This is a genomic window from Alteribacter keqinensis (assembly GCF_003710255.1).
Classification (GTDB): domain Bacteria; phylum Bacillota; class Bacilli; order Bacillales; family Salisediminibacteriaceae; genus Alteribacter; species Alteribacter keqinensis.
Genome location: NZ_RHIB01000003.1, coordinates 330,000 through 346,634, shown reverse-complemented (window position 1 = coordinate 346,634; position 16,635 = coordinate 330,000). Strand labels below are relative to the sequence as shown.

The window sequence follows — 16,635 nt, the reverse complement described above, 5'->3', positions numbered from 1 at the left end:
CTCTTTAAAAGACGCCAATCTACGCATCTCCCTCTCTTAACTTTTTCACATTGTGCATCACAAATCCTGCAATAATCCCGCCTGTGGCAATCCCTGATAAGTTTGGAACATACGACACCAGCACCAAATCGCGGCCACGGAAAACATCCGTCAGCACAAGCATCACCGTAACAAACACCGGCAACCCAACCACATACAACAGCATCGTCTTTGCAAAACTGCTCATCAAATCCCCCTTCAATAGAATCGACCTATGAATTCGACAAATTCCGGTGGGTGACAGGCACCAACACCGCTTCCGCCACTTCCCTCGGCCTCACATCGATCCCATCGAGGCGGTCCACACTCATCCACACAACTTCATATTTACCTCTTGTTCTCGCAGGATCCGTAAATTCCTCCCCCGCCCCGGTTCCAATTTCTCCTTCAATCACCTCCGCCAGAAAGAACGACTGGGTTCCGTTGTATTCCACTTCCTTTAAAAGCTCCCGAATACTCACGCGGACGCCGAGCTCTTCAAACGCCTCTCTTTCTGCCGCCGTCTCTGCCGTTTCCCCCGCTTCAATGCCGCCTCCCGGGAACACATAATACACCTCGCCGTCCCTCGTCCGTTTGATCAAAACAACCCTGTCATCCTTTACAATCACAACAGACCCTCTGTTTCGCAATGCGCTCACCACTTTCAGATATGATAAACGGTAATCTGCGGCCAGATCGATTTCCAGTCTTTTTTGTCAATCCGTTCCTCGTAAATCGCAGCCCCTGCTTCTGTCCGGGAAAAAAACGGTGTCGGCTTCACTTCCAGATTGAGCACATCCTCAAGTCCACACGGAGCTGTAAGAACCACGTTCTCCTCATCATCCAGCTTCACCCCGAGGGCTGTTGCTGTTTCGGGAAACTTCGAAATCGCATCAACCGATGATTCATAAGGCTCAATGTCATTCACCATATGCATCCGGGCTTCGTTTTTCACAGACCACGGAACACCAGGGAGCATGCGGTTAAGCTTTTCCTCCAGGTCCTTTTCCGTTTTTTCATCCACGTGAACAGGATCAAAATAGATCACATCCACATCCGGCGTTTTCGTCCGCTTCTCAAATTGATGAAGCGTGTCCCAGATTTTTGCCCGCACAAAGCCTGCACAGATCCACCAGTCCGGCAGATCCTGCGCTTTCGCCGCCCGGAGTATTTCCATCATTTCCTCATCTTCTTCAATAAGTTCGATTACGTCCTGTTCTGATTTAAGCATGCATTTTCCCTCCTCTCCTGTTAAATCGCGTCCCTAAAGATAAGAAATCATCACAATCATTGTCACCACGAGCACTCCCAGCTTGATCCACCTGCATGTCTTATCAGCTCCGGCCCTCTCTTCCAGCTGGTACAGATAGTTAATGGTTAACACCAAACCGAAAACGGCCAGGAGGCCGCATACCTCATAATGCTGACTGAAATCAAAATCACACCGAGCCAGCCGGTGAACATATTAGTCTTTTCCCATCAACTCTCCCTCTAGTAAACTACCTCTTCTCATTTTAACACCTTCTTCCAGTGTCATCGTTCAAAAGGATCAATCTGATTCACGCTCGACATCCAGATAAAGAATATAGCCGGCAGCCCCCGCCTCCCAGCTCGAAGTAACCTCAAGAATCGTTTCCCCTTCAAATTCGGCAAGGTCTATTTCATCATATGTACCCACAATCGTTCTTTCACTCCCAGGCTCCCATTCTCTGATTTGATAGCCTGACGGTTCCTCCCCGAATGTGAATGTCACCTCGGCGTCACCATTCACCTTAACCGGCTCTTCAAATTCCGGAATGCCCGATGGCAGGAACGAATCTGCTTCCACAATGCTCTCCTCTGTCCCGTCCCGATGTTCTATTTTCCAGTAGTAGGCACCACGGATGGGCTTGATCTCCTTTTCTCCGACCGTCACCACCAGACTTGGCGGTTTCGGCAGCGGCGTACTCACAACAACCCCCTCGTCATCTCCGGTTACTTTAGCCGACTGGTTTGAACAGCCAAGCACGGCTAATAAGCCCAGTATTACAAAAATCAACATCTTGGTTCCACTATTCATCCTGGCAGCTCCTTCCTTTCTCTCTCCGGTGCCTGTCACCACCCGGATTCTGTCGAAACCATAGGACTTTCCCCCATAAGAGAAACGACTTGTAAAGCTAAAACTCACATTAAAAATTTACCCAGCCGTCCCTGAAGATCGTTTTAATATCCGTACTGTGAATGAAGAACGTTTCACCGTCCCTTTCAAAATCCTGACCGCTCCCCAGTCTCTGAACCTCCACCCATCCTTGTTTTTCCATGTATTCCTTAAAGACATCAAACTCAGTTTCTCCATCTCCCACCTGTGCATAATAAACATCCAAAAAGGCTGCTTCCACCACTTTTGCTTCAGTAAAATATAACTTACCTACAGGAAATAAAAACAGAACCAACAACACGAAAGCCGGAAATATCATTACATATAAAAAGAATTTCTTCATTATGCCCCCCTTTCCTTGTGCGGTGCCCACAGTCTTCCGAACCAGGTATGGAATTTTATGTTAAAATCATCTTATATTGACCGCCGCAGTTGGTCAAGCAAACTAGCAAACAGACAGTCAGGATGTGTTGTACTTGATACTATTACTCTGCTTGATCATATTTCTGCCTTTAACAGGTTATTTTGTTTACAGTCATTCTAAGCTTGCAGGGACCGTTCTCATGTCGGTCCCCGCTGTATTCGTTCTATTTCTCGGAGGATGGTGGGTGGTCTCTGTCAATCACCACTTCGTTTCTTCTACTAATCTTGAAAACGAATCCCTTGGTCCCTTTCAACTGCAGGAAAGCCTGACAGAAGAAAAGTTCGTTGATTTTGCCCCTTTGGAAAAAAGAGAACAAGATGATGGATACTCCTATTCAGCCGAAGATTTCTTCCTCAAGACAGACAAAGAAAACAACATTGTTTCACTGTCCGCAGGCCGTCTTCCTGTCGAAACCTCCTCAGGCCTCAATACAGGAGACACACTAAAAAAAGCCAGGCTCATTTATGGCGATAAGTATTATACATACCGGGAAATGGGCCTTGGCCAGGCAAGCGTCTACATAGACCGGGACCAGCGGTACAAACTCACCATATGGAGCACCGACGACACTACGGTCTCCAACATGTGGTTGTCGCGCTATTAATGGTGCCTGTCACCACCCGGATTCTGTCGAAACCACAGGTCTTTCTCCTACAATTCACAAATAGATAATAGACCTATGAATTCGACAACGTTCGGGGAGTGACAGGCACCAGCTATCAAAATACCACAATCCAACCCACATTTTGGGAGAATACACCAGTTTTTTTAACCCTACCCGTTCATTCACCCCTCGTCCCGTGATAAGCTAATAAAACCAAATATCCAAGAGGGGGCCCGCCATGAACGACCGTGTAAAAAACGTCTACAACGAGCTCGCACACCATTACGAACATCATGTGGATCAGAAAAGCCTGTACAACACCCACTATGAAAGACCGGCAATGACCGCCCTCTTCCCTCCGTCTCTTGAAGGTAAAGCCGTCTTTGACGCGGGCTGTGCGGCAGGATGGTACACAAAGGAACTGGCCCTCCGCGGGGCTGTGGTCACCGCTTCAGACCTCAGCCCTGAAATGGTCGCCGCCGCAAGACGAAGAGCGGGCGGTGACGCCGTGGTTCACCAGCTGGACCTGGAAGAGCCCCTTCCTTTTGAAAACAGCAGCTTCGACCTTATCGTAAGCTCCCTTGTTCTTCATTACATCAGCGACTGGCAAAACGTATTCAAGGAGTTTCACAGAGTCCTTAAGCCCGGAGGCGGACTTCTCTTTTCCGTCCACCACCCCTTTATGGACCTCAAGCTCTCCCCCGGCGAGGATTACTTCTTCCACGAGTTGCTTCACGATGAGTGGAAAACAGACCGGGGCAAGTTTACCGTCCCTTTTTACCGCAGGCCCCTTACTGACATCATGAACGATACCCTCACGTACTTTGCCTTAGACGAGATCAAGGAGCCACAGCCGGTCCCGGATTTCCAGAAGCGGGACCCGGCCCGGTATGAAAAATTGATGACGAACCCTCACTTTCTGATTGTGAAGGCTATAAAGAAGTAAGTTGTATTGGAAAGGAGCCAGACATGCACAACGTGATCCTGTTTGATTTAGACGGAACGCTATCCGACCCGAAGGAAGGCATTACCAAGTCTGTTCAATATGCCCTTGCTAAAATGGACATTCATGAACCTGACACTGATAAACTGGACGATTTCATCGGCCCGCCGCTCCACGTCTCTTTTGCCGGGAAATACGCTTTTGATGACGCTCAAACCCAAAGAGCCATCGGCTTTTACAGAGAGCGGTTTAAAGTAAAAGGGATGTTCGAAAATGAGCTGTACCCCGGTATCCGCGCCCTGTTAACGTCCCTGCAGAACAACGGCTTTACTTTAGTAGCAGCAACCTCAAAGCCCACTGTCTTTGCCGAAGCGATACTGGCATACTTTGAGATCGATCGGTATTTTGACCACATTGTCGGCAGTCATCTTGATGGAACAAGATCCTCAAAAGCGGACATCATCACCTTCATTATGGAAACGTACACCGGCCATACCCGTGATAACTTCATTATGATCGGGGACAGGAAGCACGACATTATCGGCGCGAATCAGGCAGGAATTGATTCCATTGCGGTTACATACGGATATGGTTCGGAGAAAGAACTGAGCGATTCCAATCCTTCTCTGATCGTCCACAGCGTGAATCAGTTAAGACAAACCCTCGAGGCAGGTCTGCCGGCAAAAGCAGGCAAGCCTGTTTAGGAGGAAAAAATGATGCTGGAAAACCATTTAATCGCAAGCTCCTTCTTTCATGAACCGAGGCAGATCAGGGTCTGGCTGCCAAAGGATTACAAGGAAAACCGCGGCAAACGCTACCCGGTTCTTTACATCCACGACGGGCACAATGTGTTCCGGGACGAGGATGCCATTGGCGGCGTCTCTCTTAATCTCGAAGCTTATTTAACCAACCATCCCCGGGACGTTATCGTCGCAGCGATTGAACAGAATCCTGAAGAGCGGACCGATGAGTTCTGCCCGTGGCTCAACGGAAAATACAGCCGGCGCTTTTTAGGGGACGCCCCTCCCTTTGGCGGCAAAGGCGAAGCATATTTGAACTATATCGTCCATGAAGTAAAGCCTTTTATGGACCGGCACTACCGCACGTTAAAAAACAGGACTGCCATGGCCGGCATTTCACTGGGCGGCCTGATCACGGTCTTCGCCGCGTGCCGGTATCCTCACGTGTTCAAAAACATCGTCCTCTTCTCCTCCGCCTTTTATCCAAACCAGGAGGAGCTTGAAGCACTCCTGAAAGAAAGCGATCTATCGGCGGTCGACACATTTTACATGGACTGGGGAACGAAAGAAGCCGGTGACGGCACAGAAATGAGCGAAGCCTTCTCAGTCTCAAATCAAGCAATCTATGAACTGGTGAAAAAGAAACTCCCTTTCGCAGAAGCCAAAGTGATTGAGGGCGGAGAGCATCACTATCTGTTTTTCCGGGACAGGGTTCGTGCGTTGTTTTCATTTTTATAGTCAAACTATTCTTGCAATTGCAGAGACAAACCAGTATTGTTTATTGAGAGATATTGGAAGGAGGTCCTCATCCAATGGTGACTTTGTAATGGTTATTGAGTAAAAGTGGACAGCCTTGTTTTTTGAACAAGGGATTCGTATGCCCTTTTCCCATTATGAAGATCTTTTATCGTGCCATGCAGGGTCCTTCAACGGATCACTGCCACCACTGGGAAGGGATAAAACCTGGGAGGATAGGATGAGCCAAATTACCGGAGAATTAACACGTTTGCTTGAAGATTTCGTTTCCCGAAAACCAGTCCCCGGCTTAGCTGTCGGGGTTATAGCGGATAAAAAAGTCATTTTCACAAAGGGGTTTGGTGTAAAAAACACCGAAACGAAGGACCCGGTTACAGAACATTCCCTCTTTCATATGGCCTCTGTGTCCAAGACATTTGTGGCTCTGGGGATGATGCAGCTCGTACAGGACGGGAAACTCGGGCTGGAGGATTATGTGAAGGACCACCTGCCTTATTTTACGATGAAAGACCCCCGTTACCTCAAGATCACAATCAGGCAGCTCCTGAGTCATGTATCAGGCATGCCCGATGAAGAAAGCTTTGACTGGGCAAATCCCGAGTATGACGATGAAGCCCTTGAGCGCTATGTGAAAGGGCTGTACAATAAAGAACTGCTGTGGGACCCCGGAAGCGGATCCGCTTACAGCAACATTGCCTACGAGATACTCGGGGATGTGATTCAAAAGGTTTCAGCCACCCCCTTTGAGACGTATATGAAGAGAGAAATTCTTGAGAAGGTAAACATGACAAAAAGCAGTTTCCTTAAGACCGAGTTCGATCCGGAGCTCCTCACAACACCTCATGTTCTAAACACAGACGGGTATTACGGCCCCAGAGTAAGTAAGATCTATCCTTACCACCGTGCACACGGTCCGAGCTCTACTCTTTGCTCCAATGTCGTTGATATGTGTTCCTACGCACAGGCCGTCTTAAACAACGACAGCGGACTGCTGAAGCACGACTCATTTGCCAGGCTTTTTGAGCCTCACAGCGGGACCCCGTGGGGAAAAGAAACATCAGAAAACGGTCTCGCCTGGTTTTTAGGTGAGTATAAAGGCAGAAGAGTAGCTTCACATGGCGGACTTGATACAGGTTACCGAAGCAACCTCGTCCTTCTGCCCGACGATGGGATCGCTGTCGTTCTAATGACAAACGCCGATTACATTGGAACGAAAGTCATCTGGAACACCATCCTCGACGTTATTTTCGGTGAGCCCGTCCAGCGAATCAAAAACTCCCTTGCCCGCCATTTAGCCGGTCTCTTTGTTCAATCCGGACAAAAAGAAGCGTTTGAAAAATACGGGCAAATGAAGGAAAACAAGTTTGACGGCTTTCTCCTCATCGAAGGGGAATTGAATTATGCCGCCTACGAGTTATTCGAAGCAGGGAAGGTGGATGAAGCCCTCGGACTTTTACTGCTGTCCATAGACCTTTATCCCGAGTCTTCCAACCTCCACGACAGCGTCGGGGAAATGTATGAAGCTAAAGGCAGCAACAACGCAGCTGCCGGTTATTTCTCAAAAGCAATTGCACTGGACCCGGACAATAAAGATGCCATCGCAAACCTTGAACGGGTAAAAAAACAGTAGATTTCAGGGGAACTCATATGTCGGAGTTCCCTATTTTAAACCAGAAGCAAAGATGAATAACACTGATAACCCATAAATATTCCCCTACCCTGTTTTAAAAACCGCCCGATTGCTTTATGATAGGGGACACATGAACGTGAGGTGAAACAGCACATGCTTTACATATGGCATATTGAGGAAATCATTAAGGATACACTGGACAAACATGAACTATTGATCAATTTCGAAAGCAACAACGATCTTGAAACACCGATGAGCTATAACAAATCCACGGATACGATCAAGTTTAACTACCTTCAGATGAACGGCTACCATGCGAAAATGACCCGCGCGGCAAAAGTGTCCGAAGAGGACCTGGTCAGAATCACTCTGTATCATCAGATCGGCTATCATCTGGACTTTAAGCATAAGTTCTATGATCTCAGAATTCTGATGTACGGCGAAGATAAGGAGCAGGAAGTGCTCCGGGCTAAAATTGACGGAAATGCCTGGGAAAGAGGACGCACCCTGGTTCCTGAGGAACTGCTTTCATCCTATGACAAAGTACGAGAATTAGAGCAGCCACCGCAAAAAAACAAGGCGTAGAGAAGTGGTTCTCTGCGCCTTACTTTTTAAAGTGCGGACTCAACTTACTCCACACATCAAAAGTATTACCGTCCGGATCAGAAAAAACAAAGTTCCTGCCCGCATGCCCTCTTTCTTCAATTTCACCAACCGTGATTTGTTTCTCCGCAAACTCCCTGTGAAGCCTCTTTAAAGCTTCCAGCCCATCCACCTGTCATGGAAAAATGCTCTTCTCCTGAAATGTCCTTAAAAATAGCACTTTCACCTTCCCGAGCCTTAACGAGAAACGTGCTTTGTGCGGCCAAATCAAGGATGGCTTTGCTCTCATCCTTATACTTCAGCTCGGCCCCCAGCTTCTCCACATACCACTTTGCAGAAACATCCACATAATATACGTCGTCCCAACCCGAATCAGAGCCATTTTACCGCCTTCCCTTCCTTTTTTACTCAAACATGAACACTTTCGGATCCCTGTTACAGCAATGGACAAGAATCGCATGCAGCTGACCCCTGTGATGATACACGTGAGCCAGAATCTCCAACAGCCACTCATAACGCGAATAGGTGACACCCCAATAAGAAGTGGCTTCTTCTCGAAGCTCCTCCTCCGTATACGCCGTGTACCGTTCCTCAAGCAGCCGGTAGTTCTTTTTTAAAGTACTATTCAGCTCTTCGATCGTTTTACAGCATACAGTCGAGTAGTAGCGGCTCATCTCCTCTTTTGCTGCTCCGTTTGAAATAAGCAGGTCTGCTTCACAAACAGAGGCCAGATGTTCCAGCAGTTCGCCTACAGAATGTTTAGTTGAGGTCGGCTTCTTTTGCAGATCCTCCTCTTCCAGCTTTTCCACGATCTTAAGCGTGGTTGAAATGGCAATACGGATTTGATTCAAAGCACTTGTGCAGTCCGTCATCTGTACACTCCCTATATTAAATCTCAGCTCATTCCCCCTTCAATTTAACATAAATATCCATATCCTGACGCTGTGAAAGGAAAAACGCCGCCCCATGTGGAATAGTCATTAGTAGCAATAATAAAGAATCAGGAGAAAAAGATGAACCTAATTAAAACCTTTGCCCTTAATAAAAGCCGCTTATTAAAAGCCCCAGAGCTGGACCTGTCCAGCGAAGCGAAAAGCGAATTTGAAGCCATTTACAACGACTGGATCACCAAAGGGAACGGTGCTTTCATCCCATATGAAAGCAACTACCCGGTATCCCTGTTCCTCAATTACATCATCGAAACAAAAAACATCCTCGTCCACGGCTCCAACAACCCGTCGATTGATTGTTTCGAACCAAAAGACAGCACTCTTTTTAACGGGAAACCGGTGAAAGCTGTTTTCGCCGCCTCGGACGGAAACTGGTCCTTGTTTTTTGCTGTGGTCAAAAAAGAAGGGTACTCCGGCTCGATCCGAAACCTCTGCCTGACCGCGCCCACGAAAAAAGGAGTAAAGCGTTACTACTATTTTTCCGTCAACCGGAATGTCCACTGGACGGACGGAACGATTTACTTTTTCCCGAAAGAGCCATTCAAACAGGGCGGTATTCGAAACGAGTGGATCTCCGAATCCCCCGTTGAACCTCTCGCGAAGCTGGCTGTTAAACCGGAAGACTTTCCCTTTTGGGGTAAAGTAAGCCGTCATTCGGAGACAGAATCTGCTTTAAAGACAATCCTGAAAGCTTTTACACTGCGAAAATGATACCTTAAAACAGATAAGTCATATAAAAAGAACCTAACTCCCACAATTAACCCCGATATAAACAAACGCCGCCGGGATCGACTCCTCCCGGCGGCTTCATTTTGCGTTTTTTTACACATAGCTCGGGCTATTTTACACTTAGCTCCGCCTATTTTACGGTTAGAGCACCGCTTTTCACACTTCACAGCCGGTTTCTTTCGTTTAGACGATTTCCTACCGCTGACGGGCGATGAAAAACGCCCCAGCAAACAAAACAACCACTCCCACACTTAAATCCCCAGCAGCGAAAACACGAGCCCGGCGGCCATGGCAAGAATGAAAACAGCAGCAAAAACCTCCAAATAATACGTTTTCCCTTCTTTTTTTACCCGCATCCGGTACATCCGCCATCCCACTACGGCACCGATAAAGCTGCCGACGATGCTGTAGCGGAGCACGGTCATCACGTAATCATAAACCGGCACATATGTCACAGCCGGCCCTTCCGCCACCCTGTAATCCACAAACAGGATCGCCATGGCGAGTGTGAGAAAAAATCCGTATAGAGCTGACTTCACGATCAATCGTTCCACTTGTTTCTCCTCCTTACGCGCGGGCCTCAAGATTATGTTTTGGCTGAGTGACAAGAGTAGCCGCCACAAACACAACAAACGACAGGACAACCGGCAGCACGACCGAGTGCATGCCGAACGGATCCGGGTAAAACTGATGAATGATCACGTACGAGAACACGCCTGCCACCATGGACCAGAGCGCCCCGTACTTATTGGCCCGGTTCCAGTAAAGACCGAAAATAACCGGCCAGATAAATGCCGCTTCCAATCCGCCGAAAGCGAACAGATTTAACCAAATCAACAGATCCGGCGGACTCAGAGCCAGGGCAAACACCGCGACACCGAGGACCGCCGTCACCCCGAAGCTCACTTTCTTCACCCGCTCAATCGACGCATCAGGCTTCACGTAGTTAATGTACACATCTTTTACGACTGCCGAACTCACCAGGAGAAGCAGGGAATCCACCGTGCTCATGATTGCAGCCAGGGGCGCCGCAAGGACAATCCCCGCAAGCCACGCCGGCAGGACTTCCATGGCGATCATCGGCATCACCTGGTCCGGTACTTCCACACCCGGCAGAATCGGGCGGGCAAACACGCCGATTAAATGCATCCCGAGCATGATAAACCCGACCACAACAGTACCGATAATGAGCGCCCGGTGCATCGCCTGGCTGTTTTTATAGCTCATGGCCCTAACGGTCACCTGAGGCAGCGCCACAACCCCAACGCCCACAAGAATCCAAAATGACGACACATAGGCAGGTGTCAGGCTTCCGTCATGTCCGAACGGCGTCACCAGGTTCGGGTTTTCCGCCATCAGATCGCTCATGATGTTTGCAACCCCGCCCCCCGCAATAATCGTGCCTATCAGAATGATAAGCGTTCCGAAAAACATCACCACACCCTGAACCGTGTCGGTAATCACAACGGCGCGGAACCCGCCGATGATCACGTAGGCAAGCACGGCCACGGCAAAAATAAACAGAGCCGATGTATATGTAAGACCCGTCAGTGACTCAATGAGCCTCGCTCCTCCTACCCACTGAGCCGCCATAGCGGAAAACAGGAAAATAATAATGCTGAACGCGGAAAACAGCGCAACCCACTTGCTGTTGTAACGGCTCCTTAAAAAATCAACAAGCGTAAGAGCATTGTACTTCCTCGCGATAATCGCGAACTTTTTCCCCAGCACCATAAGGACGAAATAGCCCGTTGCCACCTGGGCCATGGCAAGGAGCACCCAACCGAGGCCCTGGGTGTAGGCAACACCCGGTCCCCCGATAAAGCTCGAGGCACTTCCGTATGTGGCAATCATCGTCATGGCGAGAATAAAGCCGCCGAGCTCCCGGCTGCCGAGGAAGTACTCCTGTAAAAAACCGCTTCCTTTCCGGTTTACGTTCCTGGACGACCAGAAGCCAATCGCAAAAATAAGCACTAAAAACCCGAACAAGGAGACAATCACCGGAATATTCATGAGTTGTGCTCCTCCTCATCAAAAGACACATCTTTAAAAAACACTTTCAACACAAAAATCACGAGGGCCACCATGAGCAGAAACCCGCCGATGCAGCTGAACACAAACCACGCAGGCATTCCAAAAATAAAGGTATACTCCTCCACCGGGGCGGATCCGAGCCCGTAGGCAAATCCGAACCACCAGACAAAGTTAATCACCACAAGCGCAACGCCGATCAACGCTTCACGGTTGGCAATTTTAAATCGGGGATCTGTATGTAAATTAAGCTCATCTTTACCATTTTCTCTCATCTTTTAACCCCCTTCTAACTAATTTACGAGAGGTTCGTACCTATTTTTCATTATAACATTTACACGCTTACATTCCTTTGGTACGATTTCACTTGCGCGTCTATTTCATAACATAAAAAATCGAGTTTTGTAAACGTTACTAATATGTGCACTACATAGCCATTTTTTTCAGCATGAACAGACGCTTCGATTTTACCATGACTTAACAGGGAGTGAACATCGTGAATATTTTGTGGGGTATTTTTGGGATTCTCGTCGTTCTTGGAATCGCTTTCCTTCTTTCCAACAACCGTAAAGCGATTAATCCACGGACGATTCTAGTAGGACTTGCCATTCAGATTTCGTTTGCCTTCATCGTTCTGAGGTGGGACGCAGGTAAATTTGCATTGGAGCAGTTAACCTTCGCTGTTTCAAGCATCATCGACTTTGCCAATGAAGGTGTAGATTTTGTTTTCGGAGGTATTTTCGAATCCGAAAACGTCGGCTTTATTTTCGCCTTTGAAGTACTGCCAATCATCATCTTTTTCTCTTCACTGATTTCCGTACTGTACTACATCGGAATTATGCAGTGGGTAGTAAAACTCCTCGGTGGAGCTTTGGCAAAATTACTCGGCACAAGCAAGACCGAATCATTGTCGGCCGCTGCGAACATCTTCCTAGGGCAGACAGAAGCACCGCTTGTTGTTAAACCGTATATCGCAAAAATGACAAACTCTGAACTTTTCGCCGTTATGACGGGAGGTCTTGCATCGGTTGCCGGGTCTGTACTCGTAGGCTATTCCCTGCTCGGTGTTCCTCTTGAGTATTTACTTGCAGCGAGCTTCATGGCCGCTCCTGCAGCCTTGATTATGGCAAAAATCATGGTTCCCGAAACCGTTACAAAATCAGCAGAAGACGATGAGCTGAAACTTGATAAAGATACAGAATCAACAAACGTCATCGATGCAGCCGCACGCGGTGCAGGAGTCGGACTCCAGCTCGCCCTGAACATCGCCGCCATGCTCATCGCTTTCATCGCATTGATCGCCCTTCTTAACGGAATTCTGGGACTTATCGGCGGCGCGTTTGGTGCCGGAGGTCTGACCATTGAATACATTCTCGGATTCCTGTTCGCGCCTATTGCTTTTGCCGTCGGTGTACCATGGGCAGAAGCCGTCTACGCCGGTGGCTTTATCGGTCAGAAGCTCGTCTTAAACGAGTTCGTGGCCTATCTCGCCTTCGCACCTGAAATCGAGAATTTAACACCAAAAACCGTAGCGATTGTTACGTTCGCTCTTTGCGGATTCGCCAACCTGTCAAGCCTTGGGATCCTCCTCGGCGGACTTGGTAAGCTTGCGCCTGAACGTCGCGGCGACATCGCCCGCATGGGTGTCCGCGCCGTAGCAGCCGGTATGCTCGCCTCACTCCTGAGTGCAGCGATCGCCGGTATGCTGATCTAATATACGGGAAAAGACAGTGCCATTTCGCACTGTCTTTTTTGATTTCATTGGGACAATTACTCATTTCACCCGCGAATATTACCTCTCATACTTCTCCCCCCATAAGAGTTCCCATATCCGTTATCACCTCCCCCATTACTAAATGCCATCTTATTAAAAATGTGCCCAGTGCCGCCTTCCTTTTCAAAAAAGAACAAAAGAAGATGAATCTCCACATTTTATCTCACAGCGGCATTCATCTTCTTTTTCCTAAGATTTATATGCTTTTCTCTCAGGTCATATTCCCATCTTTCTACATTACCTTCCCCAGCTTCTTCTCCACCCCTTCACGCCAGCTCTCAGCAAGATACGGCAGCTCCGCCAGCTGTTTCAGCCCCTCCACATCGTCTGCGTCCTGAAAATTCAGCCGGTTCACCCGGGCAATCGTCATCTCCGTATGGCGCTCCTTCAGCCTCAGATGATCCTCCGCCGACACGTGCCCCTCTTGCAGCACGCGAAAATAAAACCCCGAATAGCCCGTCTCCTGAACGAACAGCGGCAGTTCTTTCACATCATGACGCTTCGCAAGCTTATAGCACGGATGACGCGGCTGGCTCACCTGTACAACTGCCTCCCCCCACTCAAACGTATCGCCAATGCACACGTCCGTCTCCACCAGCCCGGACACCGTCACGTTCTCACCAAACGCCCCCGCATCGATCTCTTTTCCCAGCTTCTCGTGCCAGTAAGGGTAATGCTCCGCCGGATACACACATACCGCCTTGTCCACACCGCCGTGGTGAACCAGGTCCTGCTGCTCATCACCTTTAAGACCCACGCTCGTTAAAAAAACAGACCCTTCCACAGGACGCTTAATAATCCCTGAAGCCACTTCCTTTTTCCCCGAACCTGCAATGACCTGCACTTTCCCAGTGTTAAGTGAATGAACTTTCCCAGTCATCATAGCCACTCTGCACCCCTTCTTGTTTTTTACCATTTTATACCTTGCCCCATGAAACAACAAATCATAACTGTCGTCTATACAGGAAAAGGAGGTCAAATAATGAATCCAAAGTACTCTATCCTCTTTATCGCAATCATTTTTTTAACAGCCTGCGGGACAAATGGAAGCAGCTCAGAGGGGTCGGCAAACGTTATCGAAGGACGAATTGTGGAAATTAAAGAAACATCTATTTTGGTAGTCGAAGACATTACTGAGGCAAAAGCTATTGAACTTACAAGCGACACCCTCATGGACGCCGAAGCCGGGGCCGCCTACTGGTTCAGCGATGCGGAAAATGCACAAGAGCTTCAGGAAGGCCTGCTCGTCCGGGTAAAAACCGGCGCCATCGCCGAAAGCTATCCCGCCCAGGGAAAAGCCCTGTCAGTGGAAGTTGTAGAGGAATAAAAAAAGACAACACTGATCCCGGTCAGGTTGTCCTCGTCTTCATTATACCACTGTTTTTTCCCCATTATCAGTCTTTACCTTCTCCATTTCACTGGTACAGTTAGACGTAGAAATGGAGTGGTGTTCATGATTGACTACAGAATTGTTCCAAAAGTAAATTACACCGAAAAGATTGGCGTGCTCGTTTCGATGCTTGAACACACGAGAGCTGTAACCCTCAATGAGATTGCCGGTCTCACACAGTATCAGCTCGATCACATCCCCGGTAAAAAAGCGAATTCGATCGGCTCCCTTTTGCTGCATATCGCCTCGATCGAGTTTGTTCACCAGATCGTCTCATTCGAAAAAAGAGATCTCACCGAAAATGAATACGCCCTCTGGAGAACCCCTCTTGAACTCGGGGCAGCCGCCAGAAACAAAATCAAAAATAACCCTCCTGAATACTACCTGAAGAAGCTAAGTGACGTCAGAGACGAAACACTGGCCCGGCTGAAAACAAAAGACGACCGCTGGCTTTTTGAAGATAACAAGTGGGAAAACGGTGTGGCCTACAACAACTACTACCTCTGGTTTCACGTATTGGAAGACGAAATCAGCCACCGCGGGCAGATCAGGACCATAAAAAAACAGGTATAGAGAGTGGCTCTCTATACCTCTGGGTCGTACGCTTTTTTCCCGAGAATCATCATCGTAATGTCATCTGACGGCGGGTTGTAAAGGCCGGCCCGCACGTCCCTGTAATAGCGTTCCAAAGGATTCGACTTCTTCAAACTGTGCCCTCCCACGATACGCATGGCGATATCGACTACCTCTACAGCTGAGTTTGTGGCGGTTGTCTTCACTGCTGCAAGCTCAGCTCCAAGATCCTGGCGCCGATCAGGATACTCATCCCAAAGCTTCGCCACGTGATACATAAAGTGCCTTGCCTGCATAAGCTTCAGGTCCATCTCCGCCGTTTTACGCCTCACTTCGGGTACTTCTTTAATGGGATGATCCAGGCTGTTCGGCTGATATTCTTTGGCGAAACGGACTGCTTCGTCTCTGGCAGCCTTTGCAATGCCAATGTAACAGGCAGGAATGTGCAGAAGCCAGCCCTGCGGTCCGCTTCCGTGACCCGGGTGACGCTTCGCAACCCAGGCATCATCAGAGACCCGGACCCCATCCAGAATCAGATCGTCACTTCTCGTAGCCCGCATCCCGAGAGTATCCCACGATTCCTCAATGCTGAGTCCTGGGCTGTTCCTCGGAACTAGGAACTCTCCTACAGCCCCGTCCGGTTCCACAGTTGCAGTCACGATAAAATAATCAAGAACCGGAGCCAGAGAAGCGAATGTCTTCTTCCCGGTAATTTCATACCCGTCATCCACCGGGCGTGCTGTTGTTTCAGGCTTCCCGCCTCTTGCAGGGCTTCCCGTTGCCGGCTCGGTTGCAATTGTATTTACGAGCACACCATTCTCCATCACTTCCACGCAAAGTTTCGCAAATGTCTCTTCAGACCACTTCCCCGTTTCCCTCAGCTGCATAATGAGTCCGTTATGCCAGCCGAGACTAAGCCCCGTGGCACCATCGCCTTGCGAGACTTTTTCCTGTACGAGAAGATAGTCCGTAAGAGACGCTTCCTCACCACCAAACCGATGCGGCACCACCAGTTTTGTAAGCCCTGCTTCCTTTAAATCCGAGAAATTTTCAAACGGAAACTCCGCTTTTTCATCCAGCTCCTTTGCCCGTTCTTTAAATAGCGGAAGAAGGGTTTCAATCGTATCGTTTCGTTTAATTTGCTCAGTGGTTAACAAAAACAAGTCCTTGTTCTCCCTCATCCGATCACCTTCTCTGCATAGTAAGTTAAATCATATCGAAAAAGTCGTTTTTTTGCCAAAAAGGTGCTTATCTGACACCGTTTCTACTAATATTTTATATGAATACAAAATAGTGGGAAATGCCCTTGTGCTTTTCCCGGGAAATGACATGA

Annotated in this window: 21 protein-coding genes and 1 pseudogene; 10 read left to right on the top strand and 12 right to left on the bottom strand. The window is 48.5% G+C overall.

Annotation, left to right across the window (positions count from 1 at the left end; translation table 11 throughout):
- Positions 1-19: 19 nt before the first annotated feature.
- From EBO34_RS16895 to EBO34_RS16875, 5 genes are all read right to left on the bottom strand, one after another.
- Positions 20-226 carry a hypothetical protein gene (locus EBO34_RS16895; protein WP_122900760.1) on the bottom strand — a complete coding sequence of 69 codons (207 nt, stop codon included), beginning with the start codon at positions 224-226 and terminating at the stop codon, positions 20-22.
- Between the two features lie 25 nt (positions 227-251).
- The gene (locus EBO34_RS16890) at positions 252-647 is read right to left on the bottom strand and encodes an NUDIX hydrolase (RefSeq protein ID WP_249414137.1); all 396 of its coding nucleotides are present in this window, start codon (positions 645-647) and stop codon (positions 252-254) included.
- Positions 648-682: 35 nt separating this feature from the next.
- Complete coding sequence (locus EBO34_RS16885; protein WP_122900755.1) at positions 683-1,249, bottom strand: nucleotidyltransferase family protein; 567 nt, start codon at positions 1,247-1,249, stop codon at positions 683-685.
- 318 nt (positions 1,250-1,567) lie between these two features.
- Positions 1,568-2,077: a 2OG-Fe(II) oxygenase family protein gene (locus EBO34_RS16880; protein ID WP_142996804.1), complete on the bottom strand. Its 510-nt coding sequence runs from the start codon at positions 2,075-2,077 to the stop codon at positions 1,568-1,570.
- Positions 2,078-2,186: 109 nt separating this feature from the next.
- On the bottom strand, positions 2,187-2,498 hold the full coding sequence (locus EBO34_RS16875) for a hypothetical protein (RefSeq protein WP_122900751.1): 312 nt from the start codon (positions 2,496-2,498) through the stop codon (positions 2,187-2,189).
- A gap of 265 nt (positions 2,499-2,763) precedes the next feature.
- On the opposite strand from EBO34_RS16875, the gene EBO34_RS16870 reads away from it, so the two are divergent.
- From EBO34_RS16870 to EBO34_RS16845, 6 genes are all read left to right on the top strand, one after another.
- Positions 2,764-3,183, top strand: a complete 420-nt coding sequence (locus EBO34_RS16870) for a hypothetical protein (RefSeq protein WP_122900749.1) — start codon at positions 2,764-2,766, stop codon at positions 3,181-3,183.
- Positions 3,184-3,421: 238 nt separating this feature from the next.
- Positions 3,422-4,129: a class I SAM-dependent methyltransferase gene (locus EBO34_RS16865; RefSeq protein WP_122900748.1), complete on the top strand. Its 708-nt coding sequence runs from the start codon at positions 3,422-3,424 to the stop codon at positions 4,127-4,129.
- 23 nt (positions 4,130-4,152) lie between these two features.
- A complete protein-coding gene (locus tag EBO34_RS16860) occupies positions 4,153-4,830 on the top strand; it encodes an HAD family hydrolase (protein ID WP_122900746.1) in 678 nt (225 codons plus the stop codon).
- Positions 4,831-4,839: 9 nt separating this feature from the next.
- Positions 4,840-5,604 (top strand): alpha/beta hydrolase, encoded by a 765-nt coding sequence (locus EBO34_RS16855; protein ID WP_249414136.1) that lies wholly within the window; start codon positions 4,840-4,842, stop codon positions 5,602-5,604.
- Between the two features lie 238 nt (positions 5,605-5,842).
- Complete coding sequence (locus tag EBO34_RS16850) at positions 5,843-7,252, top strand: serine hydrolase domain-containing protein (RefSeq protein WP_122900742.1); 1,410 nt, start codon at positions 5,843-5,845, stop codon at positions 7,250-7,252.
- Positions 7,253-7,405: 153 nt separating this feature from the next.
- Positions 7,406-7,837: a hypothetical protein gene (locus tag EBO34_RS16845; RefSeq protein ID WP_122900740.1), complete on the top strand. Its 432-nt coding sequence runs from the start codon at positions 7,406-7,408 to the stop codon at positions 7,835-7,837.
- 19 nt (positions 7,838-7,856) lie between these two features.
- On the opposite strand, the pseudogene EBO34_RS16840 reads toward EBO34_RS16845, so the two are convergent.
- Both EBO34_RS16840 and EBO34_RS16835 read right to left on the bottom strand, forming a co-directional pair.
- Positions 7,857-8,237, bottom strand: a pseudogene (locus EBO34_RS16840) (VOC family protein).
- A 22-nt stretch (positions 8,238-8,259) separates the two neighbouring features.
- Positions 8,260-8,727: a DinB family protein gene (locus tag EBO34_RS16835; RefSeq protein WP_122900738.1), complete on the bottom strand. Its 468-nt coding sequence runs from the start codon at positions 8,725-8,727 to the stop codon at positions 8,260-8,262.
- A 141-nt stretch (positions 8,728-8,868) separates the two neighbouring features.
- Here EBO34_RS16835 and EBO34_RS16830 point away from each other — a divergent pair, with 141 nt between their 5' ends.
- Positions 8,869-9,516 carry a hypothetical protein gene (locus tag EBO34_RS16830; protein ID WP_122900736.1) on the top strand — a complete coding sequence of 216 codons (648 nt, stop codon included), beginning with the start codon at positions 8,869-8,871 and terminating at the stop codon, positions 9,514-9,516.
- Positions 9,517-9,785: 269 nt separating this feature from the next.
- On the opposite strand, the gene EBO34_RS20775 is transcribed toward EBO34_RS16830, so the two are convergent.
- From EBO34_RS20775 to EBO34_RS16815, 3 genes are read right to left on the bottom strand one after another with little or no spacing between them, the layout of a single operon-like run.
- Positions 9,786-10,088: a hypothetical protein gene (locus tag EBO34_RS20775; protein WP_183163927.1), complete on the bottom strand. Its 303-nt coding sequence runs from the start codon at positions 10,086-10,088 to the stop codon at positions 9,786-9,788.
- 13 nt (positions 10,089-10,101) lie between these two features.
- Entirely contained in the window at positions 10,102-11,547 is a 1,446-nt protein-coding gene (panF, locus tag EBO34_RS16820; RefSeq protein ID WP_122900734.1) for a sodium/pantothenate symporter, read from the bottom strand.
- Positions 11,544-11,840, bottom strand: coding sequence for a YhdT family protein (locus tag EBO34_RS16815; RefSeq protein WP_122900732.1), 297 nt, complete (start codon positions 11,838-11,840; stop codon positions 11,544-11,546). The genes panF and EBO34_RS16815 overlap by 4 nt, the downstream gene beginning before the upstream one ends.
- A 221-nt stretch (positions 11,841-12,061) precedes the next feature.
- Between EBO34_RS16815 and EBO34_RS16810 the strand changes: the two genes are divergently transcribed.
- Positions 12,062-13,279 (top strand): NupC/NupG family nucleoside CNT transporter, encoded by a 1,218-nt coding sequence (locus EBO34_RS16810; RefSeq protein WP_122900730.1) that lies wholly within the window; start codon positions 12,062-12,064, stop codon positions 13,277-13,279.
- A gap of 292 nt (positions 13,280-13,571) precedes the next feature.
- On the opposite strand, the gene EBO34_RS16805 is transcribed toward EBO34_RS16810, so the two are convergent.
- Complete coding sequence (locus EBO34_RS16805; protein WP_122901402.1) at positions 13,572-14,219, bottom strand: MOSC domain-containing protein; 648 nt, start codon at positions 14,217-14,219, stop codon at positions 13,572-13,574.
- Between the two features lie 102 nt (positions 14,220-14,321).
- Between EBO34_RS16805 and EBO34_RS16800 the strand changes: the two genes are divergently transcribed.
- Positions 14,322-14,666 (top strand): DUF3221 domain-containing protein, encoded by a 345-nt coding sequence (locus tag EBO34_RS16800; protein WP_183163926.1) that lies wholly within the window; start codon positions 14,322-14,324, stop codon positions 14,664-14,666.
- A gap of 126 nt (positions 14,667-14,792) precedes the next feature.
- A complete protein-coding gene (locus tag EBO34_RS16795) occupies positions 14,793-15,302 on the top strand; it encodes a DinB family protein (protein WP_122900726.1) in 510 nt (169 codons plus the stop codon).
- A gap of 11 nt (positions 15,303-15,313) precedes the next feature.
- Here the strand turns inward: EBO34_RS16795 and EBO34_RS16790 are convergent, their stop codons facing one another.
- Positions 15,314-16,483 carry an acyl-CoA dehydrogenase family protein gene (locus EBO34_RS16790; RefSeq protein ID WP_122900724.1) on the bottom strand — a complete coding sequence of 390 codons (1,170 nt, stop codon included), beginning with the start codon at positions 16,481-16,483 and terminating at the stop codon, positions 15,314-15,316.
- Positions 16,484-16,635: the final 152 nt, after the last annotated feature.